Here is a 21,992-nt window from a genome sequence, read left to right as displayed (position 1 = left end):
CCCCACGGGAGGTTGTCGGCCCGTCCGACTGCCCGGCCGGTGGACGAGTTTATCTGGTCGCCGTCCGCCGCAGGCAGCAGGTTTAACGCTCTAAGTCAGCAAGTCATATTCGGTTAAGGTATGAGCCCCGACGCCGAGCCGTCGCCATACTCTGATACGGTAGCCCGCCATCCATTTCCATGTTATCCCTCAAAAAGATGGCGAAAGGACGAACGTGACCCGCTGGGCGATCCTGACGGGGGAGTACCCGCCGCAATCCGGCGGAGTTAGCGATTACACCCGGCTGGTGGCCGAGCGGCTTGCCGCTATGGGAGACGAGGTGGCCGTGTACGCACCGCCCCAAGGTCTCGGCCCGGACTCGGGCCCTCCCGGGGTCCGGGTCCGGCGGCTGCCCGACCGGTTCGGCCTCCGAGGACTCCGCCGGCTCGGCCGAGAACTGGCCCGCGATCGCCCGGACCGAATCCTGGTCCAGTACGTCCCCCACGCGTTCGGGCTGAAGGCGATGAACCTCCCATTCGCCGCGTGGGTCGCTGTCCGGGCCAGGCGGGTGGCTCCAGTCTGGGTCATGTTCCACGAGGTGGCCTTTCCATTCGTCCGCCAGCCGCTCCGGCACAACCTGGTGGCCGTCGTCAACCGGGCGATGGTCTGGGCCGTCGCTGGTGCGGCAGACCGGGTGCTGGTCTCGATACCGAGCTGGGGGCGGCTACTGAGCCAAGTCTGCCCGCGAGCCCGGCCGGCCGAGTGGCTGCCGGTCCCCTGCAGTGTGGCTACCGCAGCCGACCCCGGACTGGTCACTACGGCCCGTTTCCGCCACGCCCCGGATCCGACTGCCCCGCTTGTCGGGCACTTCGGGACGTTCGGGCGGCTGATCACCGATCTGCTCGAGCCGGCCATCGTCGGGCGGATGGTGAAGCCGGCGCGCGGCTCGGCGAAAAGGGCTCGACAGCCGAAGTACTCGCGATACTCATCGGCCGGGGTGACCGGCTCGTGGGTCAGGTGCGTCGAGATCGGGCAGTACTGCGCGCCGAGCAGCAGCCGAAACACCTTCAGCGTGACCCCCAGGGAAAGCTCGATGCTTTGGGCGTGCGGGGGCAATTGCTCCAGCAGAATGCGGAATTCGAAAAACGACCGATCAGGTCGCTCGCTCAGCGGCGCGACGTGAGCCGAGAGGGCCGGGCTGTAGGCAGCCATGAAGTTCGCGAAAATTCCCAACGCGTCGGCCACGGTGGCCGCCGTACGGGCCGCCGCACCCACCGGACCAAGAATTTCGATGCCCTGTCGCTGCGCGAGCCGCCGGCCGAAATCCGCTGTGCCAGTCGCTTCGGCGGCCGACTCCACCGCCGTAATCACGCCCCGCAGCGAGACGAACACGTGGTAGAGGCCGATGTCCTGGGCGCGGATCCCGGCCTTCCGCAGCAACGCTGCGGGATCAGCGCCCAGTTCGGTGACCAGGTCCGGATAGCTCGACAGCGCCGTCCCGCGTACCAACGACATGTCCCCAGATGCTAATCGCGTTCCTTCGTCCGTCGCCGCCGGCATGTCCCCGATAGCTAAAAAGTTGTCCCGAATAGTCAAGACTTCGGCAGCGGTCGACCCGCATCGTTGAGTCGGCGGTAAAACCACCGCCCTGCCGCCGGCCTCTCGGCGGGAGGTATTGCGATTCAAGGATTAACGATGACTCTCACCGTCGAACCTACGACCACGACGACGAGTTCCGGCTCGCCGCTGCCGCTGGTTGCCCTGCCCCAGGGCGAGCTGCTGACCATCAACGAAGCCGACAACCCTCTGCTGCGCGATGCGCTGGCACCCGGTGTGCATTTCAAGCCGCTGCGCCTGGACCTGGAGGCCGGCTGTTGGGTGGTGCTGGCCGTGCTGAACCCCGGCGCCCAGCTGCCGGTGCACTATCACACCGGCGTCGCCGAGGCCTACACCCTGTCGGGCCGCTGGCATTACCTGGAGTACCCCGACCAACCGCAGACCGCCGGGTCCTACCTGTATGAGCCGGCCGGGTCGGTGCACACCTTCGTGTGCCCGGAGTCCAATACCGAGGACACGGTGATCTTCATCCGGGTCGAGGGCGGCAACATCAACTTCACCGAGGACGGCCAGTTCCACTCCATCCTCGATGCGGTGACGATCCGCCATCTCGTCGGAGTGACCGCCGACGCCCAGGACGCCGGACCGGTGGACTACATCGGCGGCGGCGGCGCCGGGTTCATGGCGAAGGAGGCGTGATGCGCGCCGTGGTCATGCAGGACGCCAAGCTGCGCGTCGAGGAGATCGCCGAGCCGGTGCCCGGCCCAGGTGAAGTCCTGGTCGACGTGCAGGCGTGCGGGATCTGCGGGTCGGATCTGCACTGCGCCAGCCACGGGCCGGAGTTCAACGCCGCTACCCGCACCGCGCTGGGTGTGGAGTTGATGGACCTGTCGCGGCCGGTGGTGTTCGGTCACGAGTTCGTCGGGCGCGTCATCGGTTTCGGCCCGCAGACGACGGGACGCATCCCGGTCGGGAGCCGCGTGGTGTCGATGCCGGCGCTGCTGCGTCAGCAGCCGGCGTACCTCGGCTTCGGCGGCGCGGAAACGCCCGGCGGCTACGCGGAACGGATCGTGCTGTCGGAGGCACTGCTGATCGAGGTTCCCGATCACGTGCCGACCGAGATCGCCGCGTTGACCGAACCACTCGCCGTCGCCTACCGGACGGTGGCCAAGGCAGAGCTGGGACCCGACGACGTTCCGCTGGTAGTAGGTTGCGGCCCAATCGGACTGGCGGTCATCGCGGTGCTGCGGCTCCAAGGCGAGCGGACGATCGTCGCCGCGGACTTCTCGCCGGAGCGTCGCGCGCTGGCCGAGCGCCTGGGCGCCGACGTGGTCATCGACCCGGCCGTGCGATCGCCCTACGAAGCGTGGGCGGCGGCCGCGGCCACCGACGATCCGGCCAAAATGGCCTCGGCAACACCGCTTCTCGGCCAGTTGGCGCTGCGGCCCACCGTCGCGTTCGAGTGCGTCGGCGTGCCGGGGATCATCCAGCAACTGGTGGCCGGCTCCCCGGCCGGGTCGCGCATCGTGGTGGCGGGCATCTGCATGACGTCGGACACCTTCGAGCCCGTGGTGGCGATCCTGAAGGAAGTCGACATCCGGTTCGCGATCATGTACTCGGCGGAGGAGTTCGCCCAGACGTTCGCGCATCTCGCCGCGGGTGACTTGGATGTGGCGCCGTTGCTGTCCGGCACCGTCGGCATGGATCAGATGGCCGACGCGTTCGACCGGCTAGCGAACTCGCCGTCTGACGCGAAAATTCTGCTCGACCCGACACGGTGATCGCCGGGCCGGCAGAAGTGAATGCTCAACCACCAACCCAGAAAAGGAGATACACATGAGCACCACGCTAGAAATCACCTCCCAACAGGTCGCGGCCCTGGTCGCGCGGCCTGCCGACGCACCGGTGCTGATGGTCAACCTGTTGAAGTTCAAGCAGCCCGGCGGGCTGGAGCGCTACCTGCAGTACGGCGAGGAAGTTGCTCCGCACCTGGAGCGCGTTGGCGCGACCATCCGCTACGGCGGGGCTGCGCCGGCTGTCGTCATCGGCCAGGGCGAGCGGCCTTGGTGGGACGCCATTCTCATCGTTGAGTACCCGACACCGGCCGCATTCATCGACATGGTGAGCACCGAGGCGTACGCCAAGGTGCACGAGCACCGCGCCGCCGCCCTCGACCGCGGCGACCTGATCGCGACGTCGACATGGTCGGTCGCGGACTGAGCGCCGCGCTCACGGCCGCGGTCGTGGTAGGCCGCCTGATGGTGCCGGCGATCGCCTCGACGACGCCGGCACCACCGGGCGCCTACATCCGGCCAGGCACGATTCACCACACGCTCGGCACTGAAAGACGCGCCCTAGAACCGCAATGAGGCGCGGTTTTCGACACAGCTGCCTTGATGCCGTCGAAAGACCGCGACCAATCCGAGCACGACTAGCACGGAGATAACGATGACCGCTCTGCCCGAACTCGATGGCGTTCAACACCGTTTCGTTGACCTTGGCGACGGTGTCACGATTCACGTCGCGGAGGCTGGACCACCCGACGGGCCGCCCGTGATGCTCGTCCACGGTTTCCCGCAGCACTGGTGGGAGTGGCGAGAACTCATCGGCCCGCTGGCCGCCGACGGCTACCGGGTGCTGTGCCCTGACCTGCGCGGCGCGGGCTGGAGTTCCGCGCCGGCCGGCGCTTACCGCAAGAATGACATGGCCGATGACCTGGCCGCCGTGCTCGACCGGTTACACGTAGGCCCGGTGACACTCGTCGCCCACGACTGGGGCGGCTTCGTGGCATTCATCATGATGCTGCGCCACCCGGCGAAGGTCACCGGCTTCTTCGGACTCAACACGGGCGCACCATGGGTGCGCTTGGATGGGCCATTGATTCGGCATCTTTGGCGGTTCTGGTACCAGATCCCGTTGGCGTTGCCGGTCGTCGGACCGCAAATCATCGCCGATCCCAGAGCTCGCTACCTGCGGCTGGTCATGAAGTGGGTGGGCGCGGGATATATGTTGCCGGAAAACGACTTCCGGCTATATGCAAGCGCGCTGCACGATCGCGAGCACGCGATAGCCTGCTCGCGCTGGTACCGCACATTCCTCACTCGGGAGTTCCTGCGATGGCTGCGCGGAGAATTCGCCGACAAACACGTCAAGGTCCCGGTCGGATGGCTGCACGGCACCGCAGATCCCGTGATCACACCTACCCTGCTGCGAGAATTTGACAGGCAAGTCGAGGACTTCAACATCGAACTGGTGCCCGGCGTAGGGCATTGGATCGCCGAACAGCAGCCCGAATTGGTATTGGCCAGGCTTCGCACCTTCCTGCGCGAACCCGTCTGACACCACCACGCATGCGCAGGCCGCCAGCCAGGACCACCGTTCGGTCGTCTCGACGAGGCCGGCGAATCGGTTCGGAGGCTTGGGACCTTCGGCTCTATATGGCGAGTCGACACCGGGGACAGGCTTCGACATAGGCTTTGCTCTGTAAGCCCGCGGCAACGAAACGGAGAGCCTGTATGAGTAAAGACGATGCGCTGGTGCTGGTGGCGGCTTATCCGGACCTCGATTCTGCTCGCCGGGACTTCGATGCGCTGGCCGAACGGGTCAGGACCAAGGACATCGCGCTTCGGGGGGCGGTGCTCGTGGCGAAGGACGCCGAGGGTAAAGCCACGGTGATCGACACGGGCAACCACCTGGGCCGCAAGGGCGCCGGTTGGGGGGCGGGTGTTGGTGTCGCGGTGGGTCTGTTCGCGCCGGCGCTGCTGGCATCGGTGGCGGTCGGCGCGGCCGCGGGTGCGCTGGCCGGCACATTCGCCGATCACCGACTCAAGAGCGGTCTGCACGACAAGATTGGGCAAGCGCTGGCCGCCGGTACCGGGGTGATCATCGCGGTGTTGCCGCCCGAGAGCCGGCTTGCGGTCGAGCAGGCGCTGGCAGGGTCGCCGATGAAATCGGTTGTGGAGTTGGAGCATTCGACGCTGCGGGAAATGGAATCGGCGCTGACCGAGGCGATGGGCAAATTTGATCCTGACCGCACCCGGCTGCCGCTGCCGGACCGCGACTTCGGCGGCACGATGGGGCGCACGCTGGATCAATCGGTGGGCGACTGGACGATCGTTCCCGGCCCCAAGGCGCCCGAGGGGGCGCCCAACGTGCTGATCGTGCTGATCGACGACGCGGGTTTCGGGGGCCCCGACACGTTCGGGGGCGCGATCCGCACCCCGAACTTGACGCGTGTTCAGCGGCAGGGGCTGACCTACAACCGTTTCCACGTCACCGCGGTGTGCTCACCGACGAGGGCGGCGCTGCTGACCGGGCGCAACCATCACCGGGTCGGTTTTGGTTCCGTCGCCGAGTATCCGGGTCCGTTTCCCGGCTATTCCTCGGTCAAGCCGCGCAGCTGCGCGGCATTGCCACGTATTCTGCGCGACAACGGTTATGTCACGGGCGGTTTCGGCAAGTGGCACCTCACCCCCGACGGCGTTCAGGGCGCGGCAGGTCCGTTCGACAACTGGCCGCTGGGATGGGGATTCGACCACTACTGGGGTTTTCTATCCGGCGCCGCCGGCCAGTACGACCCGATCATCACCCAGGACAACGCCGTCATCGGGGTCCCCGAAGGAAAAGACGAGAGGACGTACTACTTCCCCGACGACCTGACGGACAAGGCGGTGGAGTGGCTGCACGCCGTTCGCGCCCAAGACGCCCAGAAGCCGTGGATGCTGTACTACTCCACCGGCTGCAGCCATGCCCCGCACCATGTGGCCAAGGAATGGGCCGACAAGTACCGCGGCCAGTTCGACGACGGCTGGGACGCCTACCGGCAGAAAACCCTGGAACGGCAGAAGAACCTCGGAATCGTCCCGCAGGACACCGAACTGACCGATCGCCCGGAGCTGTTCCTGGCGTGGGACAGCTTGTCCGCCGCACAGAAAAAGCTTTACGTGAGGCAGATGGAGGTGTTCGCCGGGTTTTCGGAGAATGCGGACTGGAACGTCGGGCGACTCCTCGACGCGATCGACGACCTGGGCGACCTCGACAACACGCTGATCTTCTACATCTGGGGCGACAACGGCGCCAGCATGGAAGGGACAATCACCGGCTCGTTCAACGAGATGACCTTCCTCAACGGCGTGCCGCTTGACGCCGACCACCAGCTGGCGCTCATCGAACAGTACGGCGGCATCGAAGAACTCGGCGGCGATCACACCGCGCCGCACTTCGCCGCTGCCTGGGCGCATGCCAACAACACCCCGTTCCAGTGGGGCAAGCAGATGGCCAGCCACCTCGGCGGAGCACGCGACCCGATGGTGGTGGCCTGGCCTAGCAGGATCCGGCCCGACAAACAAATCCGCACCCAGTTCACTCACTGCATCGACATCGCCCCCACCGTGCTGGAAGCCGCCGGGATACCTGAAGCCACCAGTGTCGATGGCATCGACCAGGAACCCATGGACGGCACCAGCTTCGCCCACACCTTCGAGCACGCCGGCGCCGAGGAGCGGCATACCGTGCAGTACTTCGAGATGGTCGGCAGCCGCGCCATCTACCAGGAGGGCTGGTGGGCGTGCGCGCGGCTGGACAAGGCGCCGTGGGACTTCACACCGGAGACGATGAAACGGTTCGCGCCCGGGGTATACGACCCGGACAAGGACGTCTGGGAGCTGTACTACCTGCCCGACGACTTTCCCCAGGCGAAGAATTTGGCGGCCGATCAACCCCAGAAGCTCGCCGAACTCAAGGACCTGTTCTGGCAGGAGGCCGAACGCAACCGGGTCCTGCCGCTGCTGGGCGGGATGGCCGTGTTCTTCGACATTCTTCCGCCCATGCCGACGACCACCCGGTTCACGTTCAAAGGCGACGTGCAAAACATTCAGCGCGGTATTATTCCCCGCATCCTCGGCCGTTCGTACGCCATCGAGGCGCACCTCAACGTTCCCGACGGTGGCGCCCAAGGGGTGGTCGTGGCCAACGCCGACTTCATCGGCGGCTTCGCGTTGTGGGTCGACGAGCAACACCTGCTGCATCACACCTACTCCTTCCTGGGTGTAGAGACCTACAAGCAGGTGTCCGCCCAGCCGATCCCCACCGGCGATGTCACGGTGAAGATGCTGTTCGAGATCGACAAGCCCACCCCCGGCGCCGGAGGCCACGTAACGCTGTGGGCTGGCGACGAAGCTATCGGCGAAGGCGACATGCCGCGCACCGTGCCCGTCGCATTTTCGTCCTACGCCGGAATGGACATTGGCTGCGACAACGGGCTCGTTGTCGACCGTGACTACGAGCCCAAGGCCCCCTACGCGTTCACCGGAACGGTGAAAGAGGTGGTGTTCGACCTCAAGCCCACCCACGCCGAGGCCGAGCAGGCCCTGCACGCCCACGTCGCGATCCATGCCGTTGGGCAGGGTGCCGCCGGTTGACCGCGCCGGCCAGCGACGACAGCAATTCCCTTCGCCCGCAACCGGTCTGGACAGCGCAGCCTTCGTCGAACGGATCCGCGCGACCCACGACCACCGTCGGCGGGATCTGGCCTCGCTCTCAAGCCGGGACCTCGAACGCCCCTCGTGGATGCCGAACGGGCCCCGGAACCTACGGACGGTTCCCCGCCATCCGGGCCTTCGACTTCTGGGTCCACGAGCGCGACATCACGACCCCGCTCGCCCGGGTGACCGACGACACCGGCTTCGCCGCCAAGATCGCGCTTGCCGAGGTGGAGAGCTCGCTGGGCTACATCGTCGGCAAGAAGGCCGGGTGCCCCAGGGCCCGGCAGCGCGTCGGCCGCGATCGAGCAGTCGATCTGATCCTTCGCGCCAAGACTGTGTCTGGCCCCGAGGCGTTGCGCCTCGGGCTTGTGACCGAAGTCTGGCCCAACGCCGAGCTAAAGTAGAAGGCATTCGTCGCCCAGCTCTATGGCATGGGAGTGCCGAATGGCGCACTGAGGCCCGACGATTCCCGTGCGCGAGGTCGAGGATGCCTTGCGGACTGCCGAAGATCGTCGCGGCCATGGCGCACCGTTCTCGACACCAGCGGCCACAGCACCGTTCGCTCGTGGGGGTTGCTGCTGCCGGTGCTTATCTGAACTCGGGAGGCGATATGCCGGTTCCGCTCTGCTCATCGATGTTTGACCGTAATGTCACCAAAAAGGTGCAGAGGAGTTGCCAATCATGACTACACCAGGGTCGCCCGCGGACGACTTCGGCGGCTCCAGCCACGTCATCGACGGGGTCGGCGTGTTCTGTGTGGACACCGCCCCAGCCGCAAGTGCCCGCCCAACCGTCGTCGCCGTACACGGCATTCCTGAGTCGTCGGTCGCATGGCGGGATGTCGCAGCAGTGGTCGGTGACAGCGCCCGCATGGTCATTCCCGACCTGCCCGGGTTCGGGCGGTCGGACAAGCCCCCGAAGTACGACTATTCGCTCGCTCGACAGTCGCGGCTGCTGGAGGCGCTGCTGGAGCGTGTGGTGCCCAAGGCACCAATACATCTGGCCGTCCATGACATCGGCGGACCTGTCGGCCTCATGTGGGCAGTCCGCAACCCCGACCGCCTGGCGTCGTTGCTAATCCTCAACACCACGCTTTTTCTCGAGCTGTTTCGCCCACCTGTGCCGGCGCTGATCTCTCTGGTCCCAGTCGTCGGTCTCCGAAACGTCGCCGCGACTTTGTCGCGCGAGAACGATTTCAAGCGCTTGTTCCTGCGACCATGCGCACGACCGATCGATCCCGCCACGCTCGACGAGTTGTATGACCCGTACCGCCAGTCCGACACTTGCCGCGCCGCCGCACTGACCTGGGCCGCCTACCGGCGAGGCCTTGGCGCCGTCGTACGTGCGCGCAAGGCCCTCCCGCGGATTACGGCTCCCACGACCGTCCTGTTCGGTGCTCGCGACCCGTACTGCACTCCCGCCAGCGCGCGTGCCTTCGCATCTCGAATTCCCGACGCGCGCCTGCGCCTGCTCGACGATGTCGGCCACTTCACACCAACGGAGGCACCCACCGAGGTGGCCGGTGAGCTGAACAGTCTGCTCGAACGCGCGGCGTGATCGCCCTCGCCAAGCTTGTCCGCGCGGCGCATACCGAAAAGCTTTCCATCAGCGCGCGAACCACGACCTGTGGAAATCCGACAACCGCGCAGCGCAACGTTGGCGCGCACAGACAAGCGCCCACCCGGCCCGCCGGCCAAAGATCGACGCATGCGACAACTAACAAGTCTCGACGCCCAGTTCCTGGCTCTGGAAAACGCCCGCACCCAAGGTCACGTAAGCGTGCTTGGGGTCTACGACCCCAACACCGCATCGGGCCGACCGTTGGATGCGGCACTGGTTCGTGAGCTGGTGACCGAGCGCATGCATCTGCTGCCCACATTCCGCTGGCGGCTGGCGTCCGTCCCGTTCGGCCTCGACTACCCGTACTGGGTTGACGACGGCACCTTCGACGTCGAGTACCACGTCCGCGAGCTCGCGCTGCCATCGCCGGGCAACGAGCGACAGCTGGCAGCGCAGGTTGCTGACCTGATCGGCCGTCAGCTCGACCGGGCGCGCCCGCTGTGGGAGGTGTATGTCATCCACGGGCTTCAGGACGGCGCGGTGGCGGTGTTGACGAAGATGCATCACGCCGCCGTTGACGGAGTCTCGGGCGCCGAGGTCATGAGCATTCTGCTCGACGACACCGCGACCGGACGGGAGCCGGAGCCAACGTCTGCGGCGGTCGGTGAGCACTTCCCGTCCGAGGTACAGATGCTGGGCCGTGGCCTCGTCGGGATGTTGCGCCAGCCACTGCGGGTGCTGCGTGCGGCACCAACCACCGTGCCTCACCTCGACGACGTCGCTACGCTTCGCCACCTGCCCGGCGTGAAGACGATCGCACGCAGCGGCCGAATGATCAAGCGGCTGATTCCGGCCGGTGGAGACAAATCCGCACCGCAAGGCAACGACCTGATCGCACCCCACACTCGATTCCAAACACGCATATCTGCGCACCGCCGGGTCGCGTTCGGATCGCTATCGCTGGCTGACGTCAAGACGATCAAGAACACCTTCGGCTGCACGGTCAACGACGTTGTCCTGGCCGTGTGTACTTCCGCGTTGCGTTCGTGGCTGGACGAGCGCGGAGAGCTGCCGGCCCAACCGCTGGCGGGCTTCATCCCGATATCGGTCCGCACCCCGGAGCAGATGGGCACGTTCGGCAACCGGGTCTCGGTGATGATCGCCGAGCTGCCCACCGACGAGGCCGACCCCATGCAGCGGCTGCGCCGGATCAACGAGACGATGAAAGCCGCCAAGGAGCATCACAGCGCGCTGCCGGCGTCGTTGCTGCTGGACGCCAACCATTTCATCCCGCCGGCCCTGTTCGCCCAGGCAGCTCGGGCGACATCCCGGCTGATCGGCGTGCGCGGCATCAACCAGCCCGCCAACGTCGCGATCTCCAACGTTCCGGGTCCCTCAGTGCCGATGTATCTCGGCGGAGCACGGCAACGAGCACAATTCCCGGTCTCCGGAGTGCTCGACGGGATCGGCCTCAACATCACCGTGATGAGCTACCTGGACTCGTTGGAGTTCGGGATCGTGGTAGATCGCGAACAGCTCGACGACCCGTGGCCCATCCTCGAGGCCATGCGGGTCGGCCTGGACGAGCTTCGCGACCTCGCGAAGGTCCACGAATCACAACCGACCCCAATCGGTCGGAAGACCTCGGCGCGTCGGAAGGCAACCTCATGAACGGGCAGATGCTCGGCGGCACCAGCATGGACGACTACCCGCTGTCGCTGACGAGCATCGTCGAGCGGGCCGAGCGGTTCCACGCCGACCGCGAGGTGGTCTCGCGTCGGCCCTCGGGGGCGATTTCTCGCACCACGCTCGGAGCGTGCACCGGTCGCGCCCGGCGCCTTGCCGGCGCGCTGACCGCGCTCGGCGTGCGTGACGGAGACCCGGTTGCCACGCTGTTGTGGAACCAAAGCGAGCACCTGGAACTGTATTTCGCCGTGCCCGCGATGGGTGCGGTCATCCACACCCTGAACCCCCGCCTGTTCCCCGACGAACTCGCCTACATCGTCGACGATGCCCAGGACAAGGTGATCGTCGTCGACGAGTCGCTGCTGGGAGTCTTCGAAACATTCCGCGCTGCAAGCGATTTCGCCCATGTCATCGTTGTCTCCCGCGCGGCCGTCCCTCCGGCGGGAACGCTCGACTATGAGTCATTGATCGCCGGCGCTGCGCCGGTGCAATGGCCGGCACTTGACGAGCGTAGCGCGGCGGCGATGTGCTACACCTCGGGCACGACCGGCAGGCCCAAAGGCGTCGTGTACTCGCACCGGGCGCTGGTGCTGCACTCCCTTGTTGCGGCGCTGCCCGACCAGCTCGCCGTATCGGCAAGGGACACAATCGTTCCGGTCGTCCCGATGTTCCACGCGAACGCGTGGGGGTTGCCCTACGCTGCAGCCATGTCCGGAGCGCGGCTGGTCCTCCCGGGGCCGCATCTCGACCCCGACAGTGTGCTCGACCTGCTCGCGGAAGAACGCGTGACGATGACCGCGGGTGTTCCCACCGTGTGGATGGGGATGCTGGCAGCGCTCGACGCCGAACCAGGCCGGTGGGACCTGTCGGTCCTGGACCGGTTGGTCGTCGGTGGCGCCGCGGTGCCGCGGTCGATGCTCGAGGGGTTCGACCGTCACGGTCTGAGCGTCATCCAGGCCTGGGGGATGACTGAGACCGCACCGCTGGGTTCGGTGTGCCGGCTGCCCGCGAACCTCGACGAGGGCAGCGCCGACGAGCAGTACCAATACCGCGCGCGGCAGGGTGTCGCCAGCCCGCTGTTCGAGATTCGCGCCCGCGACGACGAGGGGCAGTTCATCAACTGGGACGACGCCGCCCTGGGCGAGCTCGAAGTCCGCGGGCCGTGGGTCACGGCCGGCTACCACCGCGGACGGGGCGCCGAAAGCTTCACTGGCGACGGCTGGTTCAAGACCGGCGATGTGGTCCGCATCGACGCGCACGGCTGCATCAAAATCTGCGACCGGTCCAAGGACCTGGTGAAGTCCGGCGGCGAGTGGATCTCCTCGGTCGACCTGGAGAACCACCTGATGGCGCATCCCGCCGTCGCGCAGGCCGCGGTGATCGCCGTGCCCGACGACCGTTGGGGTGAGCGCCCACTGGCGGTCGTATCACTTCGCGCCGGCGCGCAGACTTCGACGGCGGAGTTGCGTGAGCACCTCGCGCGCGACTTCGCCAAGTGGCAACTGCCCGATCGCTTCGAGTTCGTGGCGACCATACCTTGTACGGCCACGGGCAAGTTCAAGAAGACCCAGCTGCGCGACCAATTCGTGCCAGCCTGAACCCACCAAGGAAGGAAACCGACAAATGAGCCGCTTCGACATCACGAAGACCAACATCGCAGTCGAGCGATTGATCGAGACGACGGACAACCCCCGCCAGCTCTACCTGCTGCACGCCTACAACCGGCACCGCTACCTGGAGATGGCCGGCCACTGGGAGGAGATCTTCGCCCCCGACATGACCGTCGACAAGCCGGTCTATCACTTCAACATGTACGGCAAGGTCCTCACGCTCGACGGAGCCGAGGCCGTCCAGACGGTGTACAGGGAGTGGACCCGCACCGGACAAAATGTCTTCTACGTCGACGACGAGAAGCTCGCGGTCAGCGACAACATGGTCGTCTCGACATCGACGATGTACCAGCAGACCCCTGGTCACGTCCTCGCAGAGGACGGCGTGCCCGTCGACCCCGACGCCATGTACCTCATTAAATCTGCCGAGCACATGATCTGGCCCTACGACGACGAGGGCCGCCTGGTCGGCGAGGACGTCTGGGAGTACGACGAAACCGTCCGCGAGATCATCCCGCTCGACCCCGCCGATGTCCTGAGCGTGGAGCAGGCCGGCAAGCTGCTCGACCCGCTGATCAAGCCACTCCCGGCCCACAACCCGTTCACCGCGTGACCGCGACAGTTGCAGATGGTTCTCAGGGTCACAGTGCCGCCCGGTCTCATTGACGGGGACGTCGACGAGGGGTACGGGAAAGTCGCTGATGTTTTTCGCCGCAACATGGTCAGCGGTCACGAAGTCGGGGCGGCCGTCGCCGTTTACCGTGATGGCGTCAAGGTTGTCGATCTGTGGGGTGGCTTCCGCAATGGGATCACCAAAGCTCCATGGCAGGAAGACACCCTCGTCAACATGTTCTCGACCACCAAAGGTGTTTCCGCGCTTGCGATCGCAGTCGCCGCCGCTCGGGGACTCATTTCGTATGACGCCAAGGTGGCCGATTACTGGCCGGAGTTTGCGCAAGCGTCCAAAGGATCGATCACAGTCCGCCAACTGCTTTCCCACCAAGCCGGGCTGCCCGCCATCGACGCGGCTCTGACGCTGCGCGACCTGGCGGACCCGGCGAAGATGTCGGCGGTGCTCGCGGCGCAGGCCCCCGCTTGGACCCCTGGGACCAGACACGGCTACCACGCCGTCACGCTCGGCTGGTATGAATCCGAACTCATCCGCCGTGCGGACCCTTTGGGGCGATCACTGGGCCAGTTCTTCGCGGACGAGGTTGCCAAACCACTTGGGCTGGAGTTCTACATCGGATTGCCGGCCTCGGTGGACCGCGACCGCGTGGCCCACTTGCACGGATTTTCGAAACGCGAGCTGCTGCTGCACCTCAAGACGATGCCGCCACGTTTTGTGGCCGCCGTATTGAATCCGCGAGGTCTGACAGCTCGAACACTCGGCAACCCCAAAGGCATTGGTGATATCCACGCCTACAACCGGGAAGAGGTTCGTGCGGTCGAGATACCAGCCGCCAACGGCATCGGTACCGCACGGTCGGTGGCCAAAGCCTACGGTTGCGTCGCGACAGGTGGTTCTGATCTCGGTTTGACAGCGAGCACTCTCGATGCGCTGGCCAAGCCCGCGATTCCACCTATTAAGGGGTTGCGCGACAAGGTGCTCCAAGTCGAGACGACATTCTCACTCGGCTACATCAAACCCTTCCCCAAGTTCAGCTTCGGTTCGTCTGAGAATGCGTTCGGAACCCCCGGAGCCGGTGGCTCGTTCGGGTTCGCCGATCCCGATACCGGAATTGGGTTCGCGTACGCGATGAACAGAGCCGGCTTCCACCTCTACAACGATCCACGCGAACTCGCGCTTCGCCAAGCCCTGTTCCGAGACATCGTCGGGGCGAGGTCGCAAACCTGAATGCACTCCAAAAGTGGGCAATGCCGACATGGGTCGGTCCGTGTGATCCGGAAGAGAGGACAGGCCAATGGGACTCACCGTGGCTGTGACAGGACCAACTGGCGAAATCGGAATCTCGGCAGTAACTGCCCTGGAACGAGACCCCGCCGTGGACCGGATCGTTGGGATGGCCCGCCGGCCATTCGATCCGGCCTTGCACGGGTGGACAAAGACGACTTATCAACGGGGCGACATCATGGACCGAGACGCGGTGGACGCGTTGGTCGCCGACGCCGATGTCGTCATCCATCTCGCATTCATCGTGCTGGGTTCGCGCGCGGAAAGTGAGCGCGTCAACCTCGCGGGGACACGCGTTGTCTTCGAGGCCGCTGTCGCTGCCGAGCGGGTGACGCGGCTGGTCTACACGTCTTCGGCCGCGGCTTACGGCTACCACTGCGACAACCCGGATCCGCTCACCGAAGACGTTCCGCCCCGCGGATCACCGGAGCACGACTATTCCGCGCAAAAGGCCGCCTGCGAAGCCGCGCTCGCCGCGATCACCGATGGCTCTTCGCTGAAGGTGTTCGTGCTTCGTCCGTGCATCGTCGCCGGACCGAAGGCGACCGCGCTGGCCGACGCGATGCCGTGGAATCGGTTTCCGTCCGCATTCCGGTCGGTCACGCGCGCGATACCCCTTCTGAAGCTGCCCTTCCCCGACCACGGTGTCCCGCTTCAGCTCGTCCATCATGACGACGTCGCCGCGGCCATCGCATTGGCGGCGACGACTTCGGCTCCGCCGGGGGCCTACAACATCGCCGGGGACGGCGAGACATCGCTATCTAAGATCGCGGCGGCCCTGGGCGGACGCGCCGTACGGGTGCCCGCCGCCACCGCCACCATCGGGTCGGCAATAGTAGCCCGACTACCGTTCCTTCCCGCCGAAGCCGGCATCTTCCACGTGGCACGAACTTCAGTGCTGATGGATACCGGCAAAGCCAAGTCGCTACTCGGCTGGACGCCCAAATACACTGCTGCGCAAACCCTGGAGGCACTGGCCTCACGCTGATTGTTCAGCCACTTTGATCGTGCGGTCGACCATCGCGGTGATCACCGCGCGGATGACCGGCCCCAGAGGCCAACCCGTGCCGGGAACGTGCTCGAAGGCAACGGACAGACCAACTCCGTACCGGCGTCGACCTCATTGAGGCAGATCTCCCCGCAGTACTGCGATACCGGAAAGCCGCGCACGCCCCGGTAGCGCTGGTAGTGGGCTGGCTAGGCCTCGACGATCTCCTCGTCAACGCTCGCCCCGTTGAACACACCCACTCGACGGATGGCCCCAGCGCCAAAGGGGTCAGGCGTTCCCTGCCTCATCAGTTCCGAATAACCGATGAACGGCACCCATTCGTGCCAGGCCGCCGCGTCGGCGAGAAGGTCATACACACCTGCAGGCGGAGCAGATGTCGCACGCTCGACCCGGAATCCGAATGTCATGTTTCAAGCGTCTCGTCGACGAGATCGGCCAGGGTGAGTGCGACGCGCAGTTCGAGGGTGCGCTTGTCCACCGATCTACCCAGGATCTCCTCGGCTTGCCGCAGCCGGTAGGAGACGGTGTTCTCGTGGACGTTGAGTCGTTTGGCGGTTCTGGCGCGGCTTCCGTTCTCGTCGAGGTAGGTGCGCACGGTGGCGGCGAGCCGCCGGGTGGTGTCATCGGCAGCGGCCAGTGCGCCCAGCTCGCAGGCGACGAAGGCGCGGGCCCGGTCGACGTTCGCGGTGGCGAGTGCGCGCAGCGAGATGTCGCGGTAGCGGGTGATGCTGCCTTCGCCGCGGCCGGCCAGCTGGGCGATCCGCTGCGCGTGGAGTGCCTCGAGATGGCTGGCGCGAAATCCCGCGATGCCGCGGGCGGGTTCGCCGATCGCGACACGAACCCCGGGTGCCGTCGCCGTCCGGAAGCGCAGCTCGTCGAGGACTCTCGACGGGACGTCCCCTTTGGTGCTTATCCAGGCTGCTGCCGACAACGTGCCGAGGGGCTGGACAAGCGGATGCTGGCTGCCGATCGCCGCGGCGATGTCGCGAATCGCGGCTTCGAGCAGGGCCAGCGTATTGCGGCCCTCTTCGTGGGTGTCCAGCCATGCGATGGCGGCGACGTGCACGCGCTGCAGTTCGTGGCGCAGCCGCCGGCTTGCCACCTCGATATCGATCGGTTGCCCGGACAGGATGGCGCCGATTGTCTCGGCCTGGCTGGCGGCGGCGCTGCGCAGCCAGCGGTCACGCTCGGTGGTGTACGCGTCGTCGAGGAGGCAGAGCGCGGCGTCCACGTAGGCGAACATCCATGCCGAACACAACTCGATCGCCCGGTTCAGCTCGTCCGCGTCGGTCACATGGTTGGCCAGGATCGCGTTGAGGTGCTGCGATGTGGCGGCGTGACCGAGCCGGTAGCTGCGCAGCAACACGGTCAGCGGTACGCCGTGGTGGGCACCGTCCAGCGCGTAGTCGAGGGTCGCCGAGCGGAGGCTGGTGGCATGCAGGGGATCGGCGCCGGACTGCAATATCTCAGCGAAGTCGCGGATACTCGCTTCGGTGCTGGCCCGGTTCGCTTCCAGCGCCTGCGCGTTGCCGAGTAGATCGGGCAGCCGCTGGCTGATGTAGCCCACGACCGCGTCGGAGATCTCGTTGGCGCGCTTTTCGAGTTCAACGGCCGCCGGTTGCAGGACCGTCGACCACAGCCGACGCTCGGTCTCACCGTGAGCGCCCACCCAGGCCGGTTGCATACTGCGCACGCTAGCGCTGCCCGTGTCGCGGCGGTGCGGATATCCGACAACAGCGCAGCGCAGCGTTGGCGCGCACAGACAAGCGCCTACCTGGCCCGCTGACAATAATCGAAGCATGCGACAACTCCGCCAACCTGATCGAGACGTGGTCCACGGCAGGCTCAGCGTGCTCGCCGCAACGACGCTCGTGGGCGTGCGATTGATGGCGATAGGCATCCCCGCGACGGAGCCGCCCAAAATTCCGGCTGGCTCCCCGAGCCCGCGCGCTGTCCGTCAAACTTTCACCGCTGCCAGAAGCGGCATCAGCCTGTGAACCAGGTGCACGGTAGCGGTCACGCCGATCCGTCGTGACCGCGTCGCGAACCGCTGCCGCGGTGTTCGCCGTCAGCACGTAATCGTTTCGTGGTCGCCCCACAGCAGGGTGCTTGTGGCTGCGCCGAGACGAGCTGTTATCGCGCCTGCTCCACCGGCAACGGCGGGTTCAGAAGCGACGACCAAGGACCCATTGGCCGGGGACTTCGGCCCCTACTCCTGGAAGGGTGCGTGGTGATCCGATCCAGGGTAAGGCTCAGCACGAGTCGGAACATGGGTTGGACAACGTATCTGGCGCGGCTCGGTGGATGCGAAGAACTCAAGAGTTTGGCCGCATGTCGCGGTGATGACGCGGCTTCTACGCCTTCACTGGCGTACGGTCGGTCACAGACATCGATGGCTTCCGTCGGATGGGTCCGGCAGCCTCAGAGGACAGCCCAAACAGAGCTGAACTGGAGGTTGGAGATGACTGAGATCACCGGCGGCGAGCTGTTCGCCCGCGCGCTTCAGGCGGAGGGGATCGAGTTTCTCTTCGGCCTGCCGTGCCCGGAGATCGATCCGCTGCTGGCCCAACTGGAAGCCCATGGCATCCGGCTTTTGCCGGTGCGGCACGAGGCGGCAGGCGTGCACATGGCCGAGGGTCTTTACAAGACGACGGGCAAGGTCGCCGCTGTGCTTGGCAATCCCGGCCCCGGTTCGGCGAACCTGCTGCCAGGGGTCGTCACGGCGCTGCACGAGGGCGTTCCGGTGTTGGCGATCACCTCCCAGCACCGGCTCGGGATCGTCTACCCGTCGTCGCCCTCGACGTTCCAGGGCCAAGACCAGCTCGACCTTTTCCGGCCGGCGGTCAAGTGGGGCGGGCCGATCTTCGAGTGGGCGCGGATTCCCGAGGTGTTGCGGCTTGCGTTTCGCGAGATGCACAACGGCCGCCCGGGCCCGGTCCACGTCGAGGTGCCGGCACCCGTTCTGTACGAGACCGGCGACCCACAAACGGCATCGGTGTGGCCGCCCGCCGCATACCGCGTTGGTCCGCCGCAGCCGTCCGACCGCCAGCTCGACCAGGCCGTGGCGCTTCTCGCCGGCGCCGAGCGCCCGGTGCTGATCGCGGGCCAGGGCGTCGATCGTGCCGACGCACGCGATCTAGTGCTCGAGATCGCCGAGCTGCTCGGCTGCCCGGCGATCAGCTCGATGGCCGGCCGCGCGAGCGTCCCGTCCGATCACCCCAACTATGTCTTCGGTTTCGGCCCCGGTGGCGACCTCGCGCGCAGCGAGGCCGATGTGTTGCTGGTCGTTGGCTCGCGGATGGGCAATCTCGACGTCCCCTACGACGCGTACTGGGGTGATCCCGAGGGCAAACGGCTCATCCAGATCGACGTCGACCCGCGCAACATCGGTGTCACGCGTCCGCTGCATCTGGGCATCCTCGCCGACGCGCGGGTGGCGCTCGACGGCATCGCCACGCGGCTGCGCGCGACGAACCTCGGCACGCGCGACGGCGCGGACCTGGCCCGCTACCGCGAGCTCGATGAGCAGGTACGCACGCAGATGGCGGCACCGATCCTCGAGTGGCAGGGTCCGGGCATCCATCCTGCGCGCGCGGTCGGCGCAATTGGCGCGGTCTTCGGACCGGACGCGGTGTACACCGTCGACGGCGGAAACACCTCCCTGTGGGCGTACAACATGCTGCCGCCGACGCGGCCGCGGTCCTATCACTCGATCCTCGAGCTCGGGATGCTCGGTACGGGAATCCCGTCGGCCATCGGCGCCAAGCTCGGCGCGCCCGAGCGCGAAGTCGTCTGCGTCACGGGTGACGGGGCCGCGGGCTTCAACATCATGGAGCTGCAGACCGCCGCGCGCGAGGGCATCGACATCACCGTGATCGTGTGTGCCGAGGGCTCGTGGACGATGGAGGAGCTCAACGAGCGCCAGCTGTACGGCACCACCTTCGGGACCGCCCAGGGCGAAATCCGCTGGGATCTCGTCGCGCAGGGTCTGGGCTGTCACGGCGAGTACGTGGAGCGCATCGAGGACCTCGACGGTGCGCTGCGGCGCCCGCGCGAGCACCACGGTCCCAGCCTGGTCTGCCTGCGCACCGACCACGACGCCAACCTCGCCCTGCCCGTCGAGATGACGGCGCGCTTCTTCGAGGTCTACTCCGGACCAGCGAAGCCGGCCACTGTCTAGGAGTGTCGCCATGGCTAAAGACATCGACCTGACCGGCAAAATCGCGGTCATCACGGGTGCCGGCTCGGGCATCGGCCGCGCGACCGCGCGGCTGCTCGCACGGCACGGCGCGAAGGTCCACATAGCCGATCTCAACGCCGAGGCCGCTGCCGCCGCGGCGGGCGAGATCGACGGCGACGCCACCCATCATCCACTCGACGTATCACGGCCCGAGGACCTCGAGGCGCTCGCCGAGGCCGTATTTGCAGCCGATGGGCGCGTTGACATCCTCCACAACAACGCCGGTATCGGCCAGGGCGGCGACATCGAGACCACGACGGTCGAGGACTGGGAGCGCGTGATCGGCGTGAACCTGCTCGGCGTTGCCTACGGTGTGCAGGCGTTCGTGCCGCGGATGCTCAAACAGGGATGGTTCGCGAGGTCACGCCGAGGTATTCGGCGGCTTCTTCTTGGGTGACGTATCCACGTGTCACACGCCGGCGGTCGGCGCGGTTCAACGCATCGGGTTGTGTGGTCATGGGTGCGCAAGTTCCTTCGCTGTGTGATAGACAGCGGCATTCAGGCGACCAATTCAGGCATGGCCGCCTGTGGAACCTTGGGCGCTTTATCGACCTATGTGTGCTTAACGACCCGTGTGTTGCCCGGTTCCGAGAACTTGCGTCTTTTAAATGGAATTTGTCTCAGCCTGGTTCCCAACTTACTAGAGGTTCCGTCACACGCCCGGCGTGTCGCCGGTTGCGAGCTTCGACAGCAGCGCCGCGATCTCGCGGTCCCGACCAGCCGCGGCGTGCTGGTAACGCATGGCTGCTTGCGGCGTGGAGTGGCCTGCGCGGGCCATGAGTTCGGCGAGGGTGGCGCCGGTAGCGGCAGCCAGGACTAGCGACGAATGCCTCAAATCGTGCCACCTCAAGTCTTTCCGCCCGGCTTTTTCTCTAGCCTTGTACCAGTGCCGTTGCAGCGCGGACGGTTGCAGGTGGCCGCCATGCTCGGCGGGGAACAGCAGCGAATCACGGCCCCTGTCAACATGTTTGGCCAAATGCTGCTCGATGGCGGGGATGATGTGCGGCGGGATCGCCACATCGCGGATGCCGGCTTCGGACTTCGGGGTGGTGATCGTGTAGGCGCCTTTGGTTCTGACGGCCGCGCGGCGGATGCGGATGACCTCCTGGGACAGGTCCACGTCGCCGCGGCGCAACTCCACGGTTTCCCCGAATCGCAAAGCGCACCAGGAGGCGAGGGTGACCATGAGTTGCAGCCGTTCGGGCATGGCGGCGGTGAGCACGCCCAGCTCTTCCACGGATGCGGGGCGGATCTTGTGGACGCGGTCGGCTCGGCCGGCGCCGACGATTCTGCACGGATTCGCGTCTATCAGTTCATCATTCACGGCGCTGGCGAAGATGCTGCGCAACAGCGAATAAGCGTGGCTTCTCATGGTGGGCCGGTCTGTCAGCGTGTCCTCGTACCACGCGCGGACGTCTTTCGGCTTGATCACGGCGAGCTGACGCGAGTCGAAATGGCTCAGGTGGTCGTCCAAGATCTGCTGATAATGCTCGCGGGTGCGGGCCTTGATGGGTCTGCCCCGAACCTGTCGGTTGGCCAGCCAGCGGGCCGCGTAGACGCCAAAGGTGATGTGTTCTATGGGGTCGAGGTCGGTGGCGTCCCACTGGTCGCGGTCGATCTTGCGGCGGGTGGCGACCACGAACGCCTCCGCGGTCAGGCGGGTGTCGAACGTGTGCGGGGCGTAGCGGCGTATCCCATCCGGCCCGGTGTATTTGACCTGCCACCGCCTGGAGGGCAGTTGGGTGATGTTGGCGAAGGTGCGTTTGGCCCGTGTCATCACCGCTCCTGTCCAAGACAATTCTAAGACAATGAGGTTACCCGAGGGTTGTTGAGTTTCCGCGAAATTCCGGTGGTACTGTGTCGGCTATGACCAGTTCAGAGCCCATAAAGGCTGGTCATGGCACCAAACCCGCTAACCCCCCACAGCCTACTTCAATCCCAGTACCGCGCACCA

At 66.1% G+C, this 21,992-nt stretch carries 17 protein-coding genes and 2 pseudogenes; 15 read left to right on the top strand and 4 right to left on the bottom strand.

What is annotated here, in order from left to right:
• Positions 1-307: 307 nt before the first annotated feature.
• Positions 308-676, top strand: a pseudogene (locus ACLQI9_RS08130) (hypothetical protein); the annotation flags it as partial.
• A gap of 224 nt (positions 677-900) precedes the next feature.
• Here the strand turns inward: ACLQI9_RS08130 and ACLQI9_RS08125 are convergent.
• Positions 901-1,494, bottom strand: a pseudogene (locus ACLQI9_RS08125) (AraC family transcriptional regulator ligand-binding domain-containing protein); the annotation flags it as partial.
• Between the two features lie 180 nt (positions 1,495-1,674).
• On the opposite strand from ACLQI9_RS08125, the gene ACLQI9_RS08120 reads away from it, so the two are divergent.
• The 12 genes from ACLQI9_RS08120 to ACLQI9_RS08065 all read left to right on the top strand — a co-directional run bounded on the left by ACLQI9_RS08120 (position 1,675) and on the right by ACLQI9_RS08065 (position 15,777).
• Complete coding sequence (locus ACLQI9_RS08120) at positions 1,675-2,235, top strand: 2,4'-dihydroxyacetophenone dioxygenase family protein (protein ID WP_442381290.1); 561 nt, start codon at positions 1,675-1,677, stop codon at positions 2,233-2,235.
• Positions 2,235-3,317, top strand: coding sequence for a zinc-binding dehydrogenase (locus ACLQI9_RS08115; protein WP_442391449.1), 1,083 nt, complete (start codon positions 2,235-2,237; stop codon positions 3,315-3,317). Before ACLQI9_RS08120 ends, ACLQI9_RS08115 begins: the two co-directional genes overlap by 1 nt.
• A gap of 55 nt (positions 3,318-3,372) precedes the next feature.
• Complete coding sequence (locus tag ACLQI9_RS08110; protein ID WP_442381286.1) at positions 3,373-3,756, top strand: DUF1330 domain-containing protein; 384 nt, start codon at positions 3,373-3,375, stop codon at positions 3,754-3,756.
• A gap of 228 nt (positions 3,757-3,984) precedes the next feature.
• Positions 3,985-4,875, top strand: coding sequence for an alpha/beta fold hydrolase (locus tag ACLQI9_RS08105; RefSeq protein ID WP_442381284.1), 891 nt, complete (start codon positions 3,985-3,987; stop codon positions 4,873-4,875).
• 176 nt (positions 4,876-5,051) lie between these two features.
• Entirely contained in the window at positions 5,052-7,955 is a 2,904-nt protein-coding gene (locus ACLQI9_RS08100) for an arylsulfatase (RefSeq protein ID WP_442381282.1), read from the top strand.
• Positions 7,956-8,200: 245 nt separating this feature from the next.
• Positions 8,201-8,422: a hypothetical protein gene (locus ACLQI9_RS08095; RefSeq protein WP_442381280.1), complete on the top strand. Its 222-nt coding sequence runs from the start codon at positions 8,201-8,203 to the stop codon at positions 8,420-8,422.
• 277 nt (positions 8,423-8,699) lie between these two features.
• The gene (locus tag ACLQI9_RS08090) at positions 8,700-9,575 is read left to right on the top strand and encodes an alpha/beta fold hydrolase (protein WP_442381278.1); all 876 of its coding nucleotides are present in this window, start codon (positions 8,700-8,702) and stop codon (positions 9,573-9,575) included.
• A gap of 150 nt (positions 9,576-9,725) precedes the next feature.
• Positions 9,726-11,249: a WS/DGAT/MGAT family O-acyltransferase gene (locus ACLQI9_RS08085; protein ID WP_442391447.1), complete on the top strand. Its 1,524-nt coding sequence runs from the start codon at positions 9,726-9,728 to the stop codon at positions 11,247-11,249.
• Positions 11,246-12,862, top strand: coding sequence for a long-chain fatty acid--CoA ligase (locus ACLQI9_RS08080; RefSeq protein WP_442391445.1), 1,617 nt, complete (start codon positions 11,246-11,248; stop codon positions 12,860-12,862). Before ACLQI9_RS08085 ends, ACLQI9_RS08080 begins: the two co-directional genes overlap by 4 nt.
• Positions 12,863-12,887: 25 nt before the next feature.
• Entirely contained in the window at positions 12,888-13,487 is a 600-nt protein-coding gene (locus tag ACLQI9_RS08075) for a hypothetical protein (protein WP_442385311.1), read from the top strand.
• 15 nt (positions 13,488-13,502) lie between these two features.
• Positions 13,503-14,732: a serine hydrolase domain-containing protein gene (locus tag ACLQI9_RS08070; RefSeq protein ID WP_442385309.1), complete on the top strand. Its 1,230-nt coding sequence runs from the start codon at positions 13,503-13,505 to the stop codon at positions 14,730-14,732.
• A 67-nt stretch (positions 14,733-14,799) separates the two neighbouring features.
• Positions 14,800-15,777 (top strand): NAD-dependent epimerase/dehydratase family protein, encoded by a 978-nt coding sequence (locus ACLQI9_RS08065; protein WP_442385307.1) that lies wholly within the window; start codon positions 14,800-14,802, stop codon positions 15,775-15,777.
• 209 nt (positions 15,778-15,986) lie between these two features.
• Here ACLQI9_RS08065 and ACLQI9_RS08060 read toward each other — a convergent pair whose 3' ends face one another.
• Together ACLQI9_RS08060 and ACLQI9_RS08055 are read right to left on the bottom strand one after the other, a co-directional pair.
• Entirely contained in the window at positions 15,987-16,205 is a 219-nt protein-coding gene (locus ACLQI9_RS08060; RefSeq protein WP_442385305.1) for an SRPBCC family protein, read from the bottom strand.
• Positions 16,202-17,482 carry a PucR family transcriptional regulator gene (locus tag ACLQI9_RS08055; RefSeq protein WP_442385303.1) on the bottom strand — a complete coding sequence of 427 codons (1,281 nt, stop codon included), beginning with the start codon at positions 17,480-17,482 and terminating at the stop codon, positions 16,202-16,204. Before ACLQI9_RS08055 ends, ACLQI9_RS08060 begins: the two co-directional genes overlap by 4 nt.
• Positions 17,483-18,259: 777 nt before the next feature.
• On the opposite strand from ACLQI9_RS08055, the gene ACLQI9_RS08050 reads away from it, so the two are divergent.
• Together ACLQI9_RS08050 and ACLQI9_RS08045 are read left to right on the top strand one after the other, a co-directional pair.
• Positions 18,260-19,978 (top strand): thiamine pyrophosphate-binding protein, encoded by a 1,719-nt coding sequence (locus ACLQI9_RS08050; RefSeq protein ID WP_442385301.1) that lies wholly within the window; start codon positions 18,260-18,262, stop codon positions 19,976-19,978.
• 10 nt (positions 19,979-19,988) lie between these two features.
• Positions 19,989-20,435, top strand: coding sequence for an SDR family oxidoreductase (locus ACLQI9_RS08045; RefSeq protein WP_442385299.1), 447 nt, complete (start codon positions 19,989-19,991; stop codon positions 20,433-20,435).
• 255 nt (positions 20,436-20,690) lie between these two features.
• Here ACLQI9_RS08045 and ACLQI9_RS08040 read toward each other — a convergent pair whose 3' ends face one another.
• Positions 20,691-21,815, bottom strand: a complete 1,125-nt coding sequence (locus ACLQI9_RS08040) for a tyrosine-type recombinase/integrase (RefSeq protein WP_442385297.1) — start codon at positions 21,813-21,815, stop codon at positions 20,691-20,693.
• Between the last annotated feature and the right edge of the window lie 177 nt (positions 21,816-21,992).

This window comes from Mycobacterium sp. (assembly GCF_052143115.1).
In the GTDB taxonomy this organism is placed as follows: domain Bacteria; phylum Actinomycetota; class Actinomycetes; order Mycobacteriales; family Mycobacteriaceae; genus Mycobacterium.
The sequence above is the reverse complement of the archived record's forward strand: the minus strand, read 5'-3'. Positions and strand labels throughout refer to the sequence as shown.

Excerpts from the sequence above, each read along its gene's own strand:
- ACLQI9_RS08120 (WP_442381290.1), top strand. The coding sequence starts at position 1,675 with ATGACTCTCACCGTCGAACCTACGACCACGACGACGAGTTCCGGCTCG.
- ACLQI9_RS08115 (WP_442391449.1), top strand. The coding sequence starts at position 2,235 with ATGCGCGCCGTGGTCATGCAGGACGCCAAGCTGCGCGTCGAGGAGATC.
- ACLQI9_RS08110 (WP_442381286.1), top strand. The coding sequence starts at position 3,373 with ATGAGCACCACGCTAGAAATCACCTCCCAACAGGTCGCGGCCCTGGTC.
- ACLQI9_RS08105 (WP_442381284.1), top strand. The coding sequence starts at position 3,985 with ATGACCGCTCTGCCCGAACTCGATGGCGTTCAACACCGTTTCGTTGAC.
- ACLQI9_RS08100 (WP_442381282.1), top strand. The coding sequence starts at position 5,052 with ATGAGTAAAGACGATGCGCTGGTGCTGGTGGCGGCTTATCCGGACCTC.
- ACLQI9_RS08090 (WP_442381278.1), top strand. The coding sequence starts at position 8,700 with ATGACTACACCAGGGTCGCCCGCGGACGACTTCGGCGGCTCCAGCCAC.
- ACLQI9_RS08085 (WP_442391447.1), top strand. The coding sequence starts at position 9,726 with ATGCGACAACTAACAAGTCTCGACGCCCAGTTCCTGGCTCTGGAAAAC.
- ACLQI9_RS08080 (WP_442391445.1), top strand. The coding sequence starts at position 11,246 with ATGAACGGGCAGATGCTCGGCGGCACCAGCATGGACGACTACCCGCTG.
- ACLQI9_RS08075 (WP_442385311.1), top strand. The coding sequence starts at position 12,888 with ATGAGCCGCTTCGACATCACGAAGACCAACATCGCAGTCGAGCGATTG.
- ACLQI9_RS08070 (WP_442385309.1), top strand. The coding sequence starts at position 13,503 with ATGGTTCTCAGGGTCACAGTGCCGCCCGGTCTCATTGACGGGGACGTC.
- ACLQI9_RS08065 (WP_442385307.1), top strand. The coding sequence starts at position 14,800 with ATGGGACTCACCGTGGCTGTGACAGGACCAACTGGCGAAATCGGAATC.
- ACLQI9_RS08060 (WP_442385305.1), bottom strand. The coding sequence starts at position 16,205 with ATGACATTCGGATTCCGGGTCGAGCGTGCGACATCTGCTCCGCCTGCA.
- ACLQI9_RS08055 (WP_442385303.1), bottom strand. The coding sequence starts at position 17,482 with ATGCAACCGGCCTGGGTGGGCGCTCACGGTGAGACCGAGCGTCGGCTG.
- ACLQI9_RS08050 (WP_442385301.1), top strand. The coding sequence starts at position 18,260 with ATGACTGAGATCACCGGCGGCGAGCTGTTCGCCCGCGCGCTTCAGGCG.
- ACLQI9_RS08045 (WP_442385299.1), top strand. The coding sequence starts at position 19,989 with ATGGCTAAAGACATCGACCTGACCGGCAAAATCGCGGTCATCACGGGT.
- ACLQI9_RS08040 (WP_442385297.1), bottom strand. The coding sequence starts at position 21,815 with ATGACACGGGCCAAACGCACCTTCGCCAACATCACCCAACTGCCCTCC.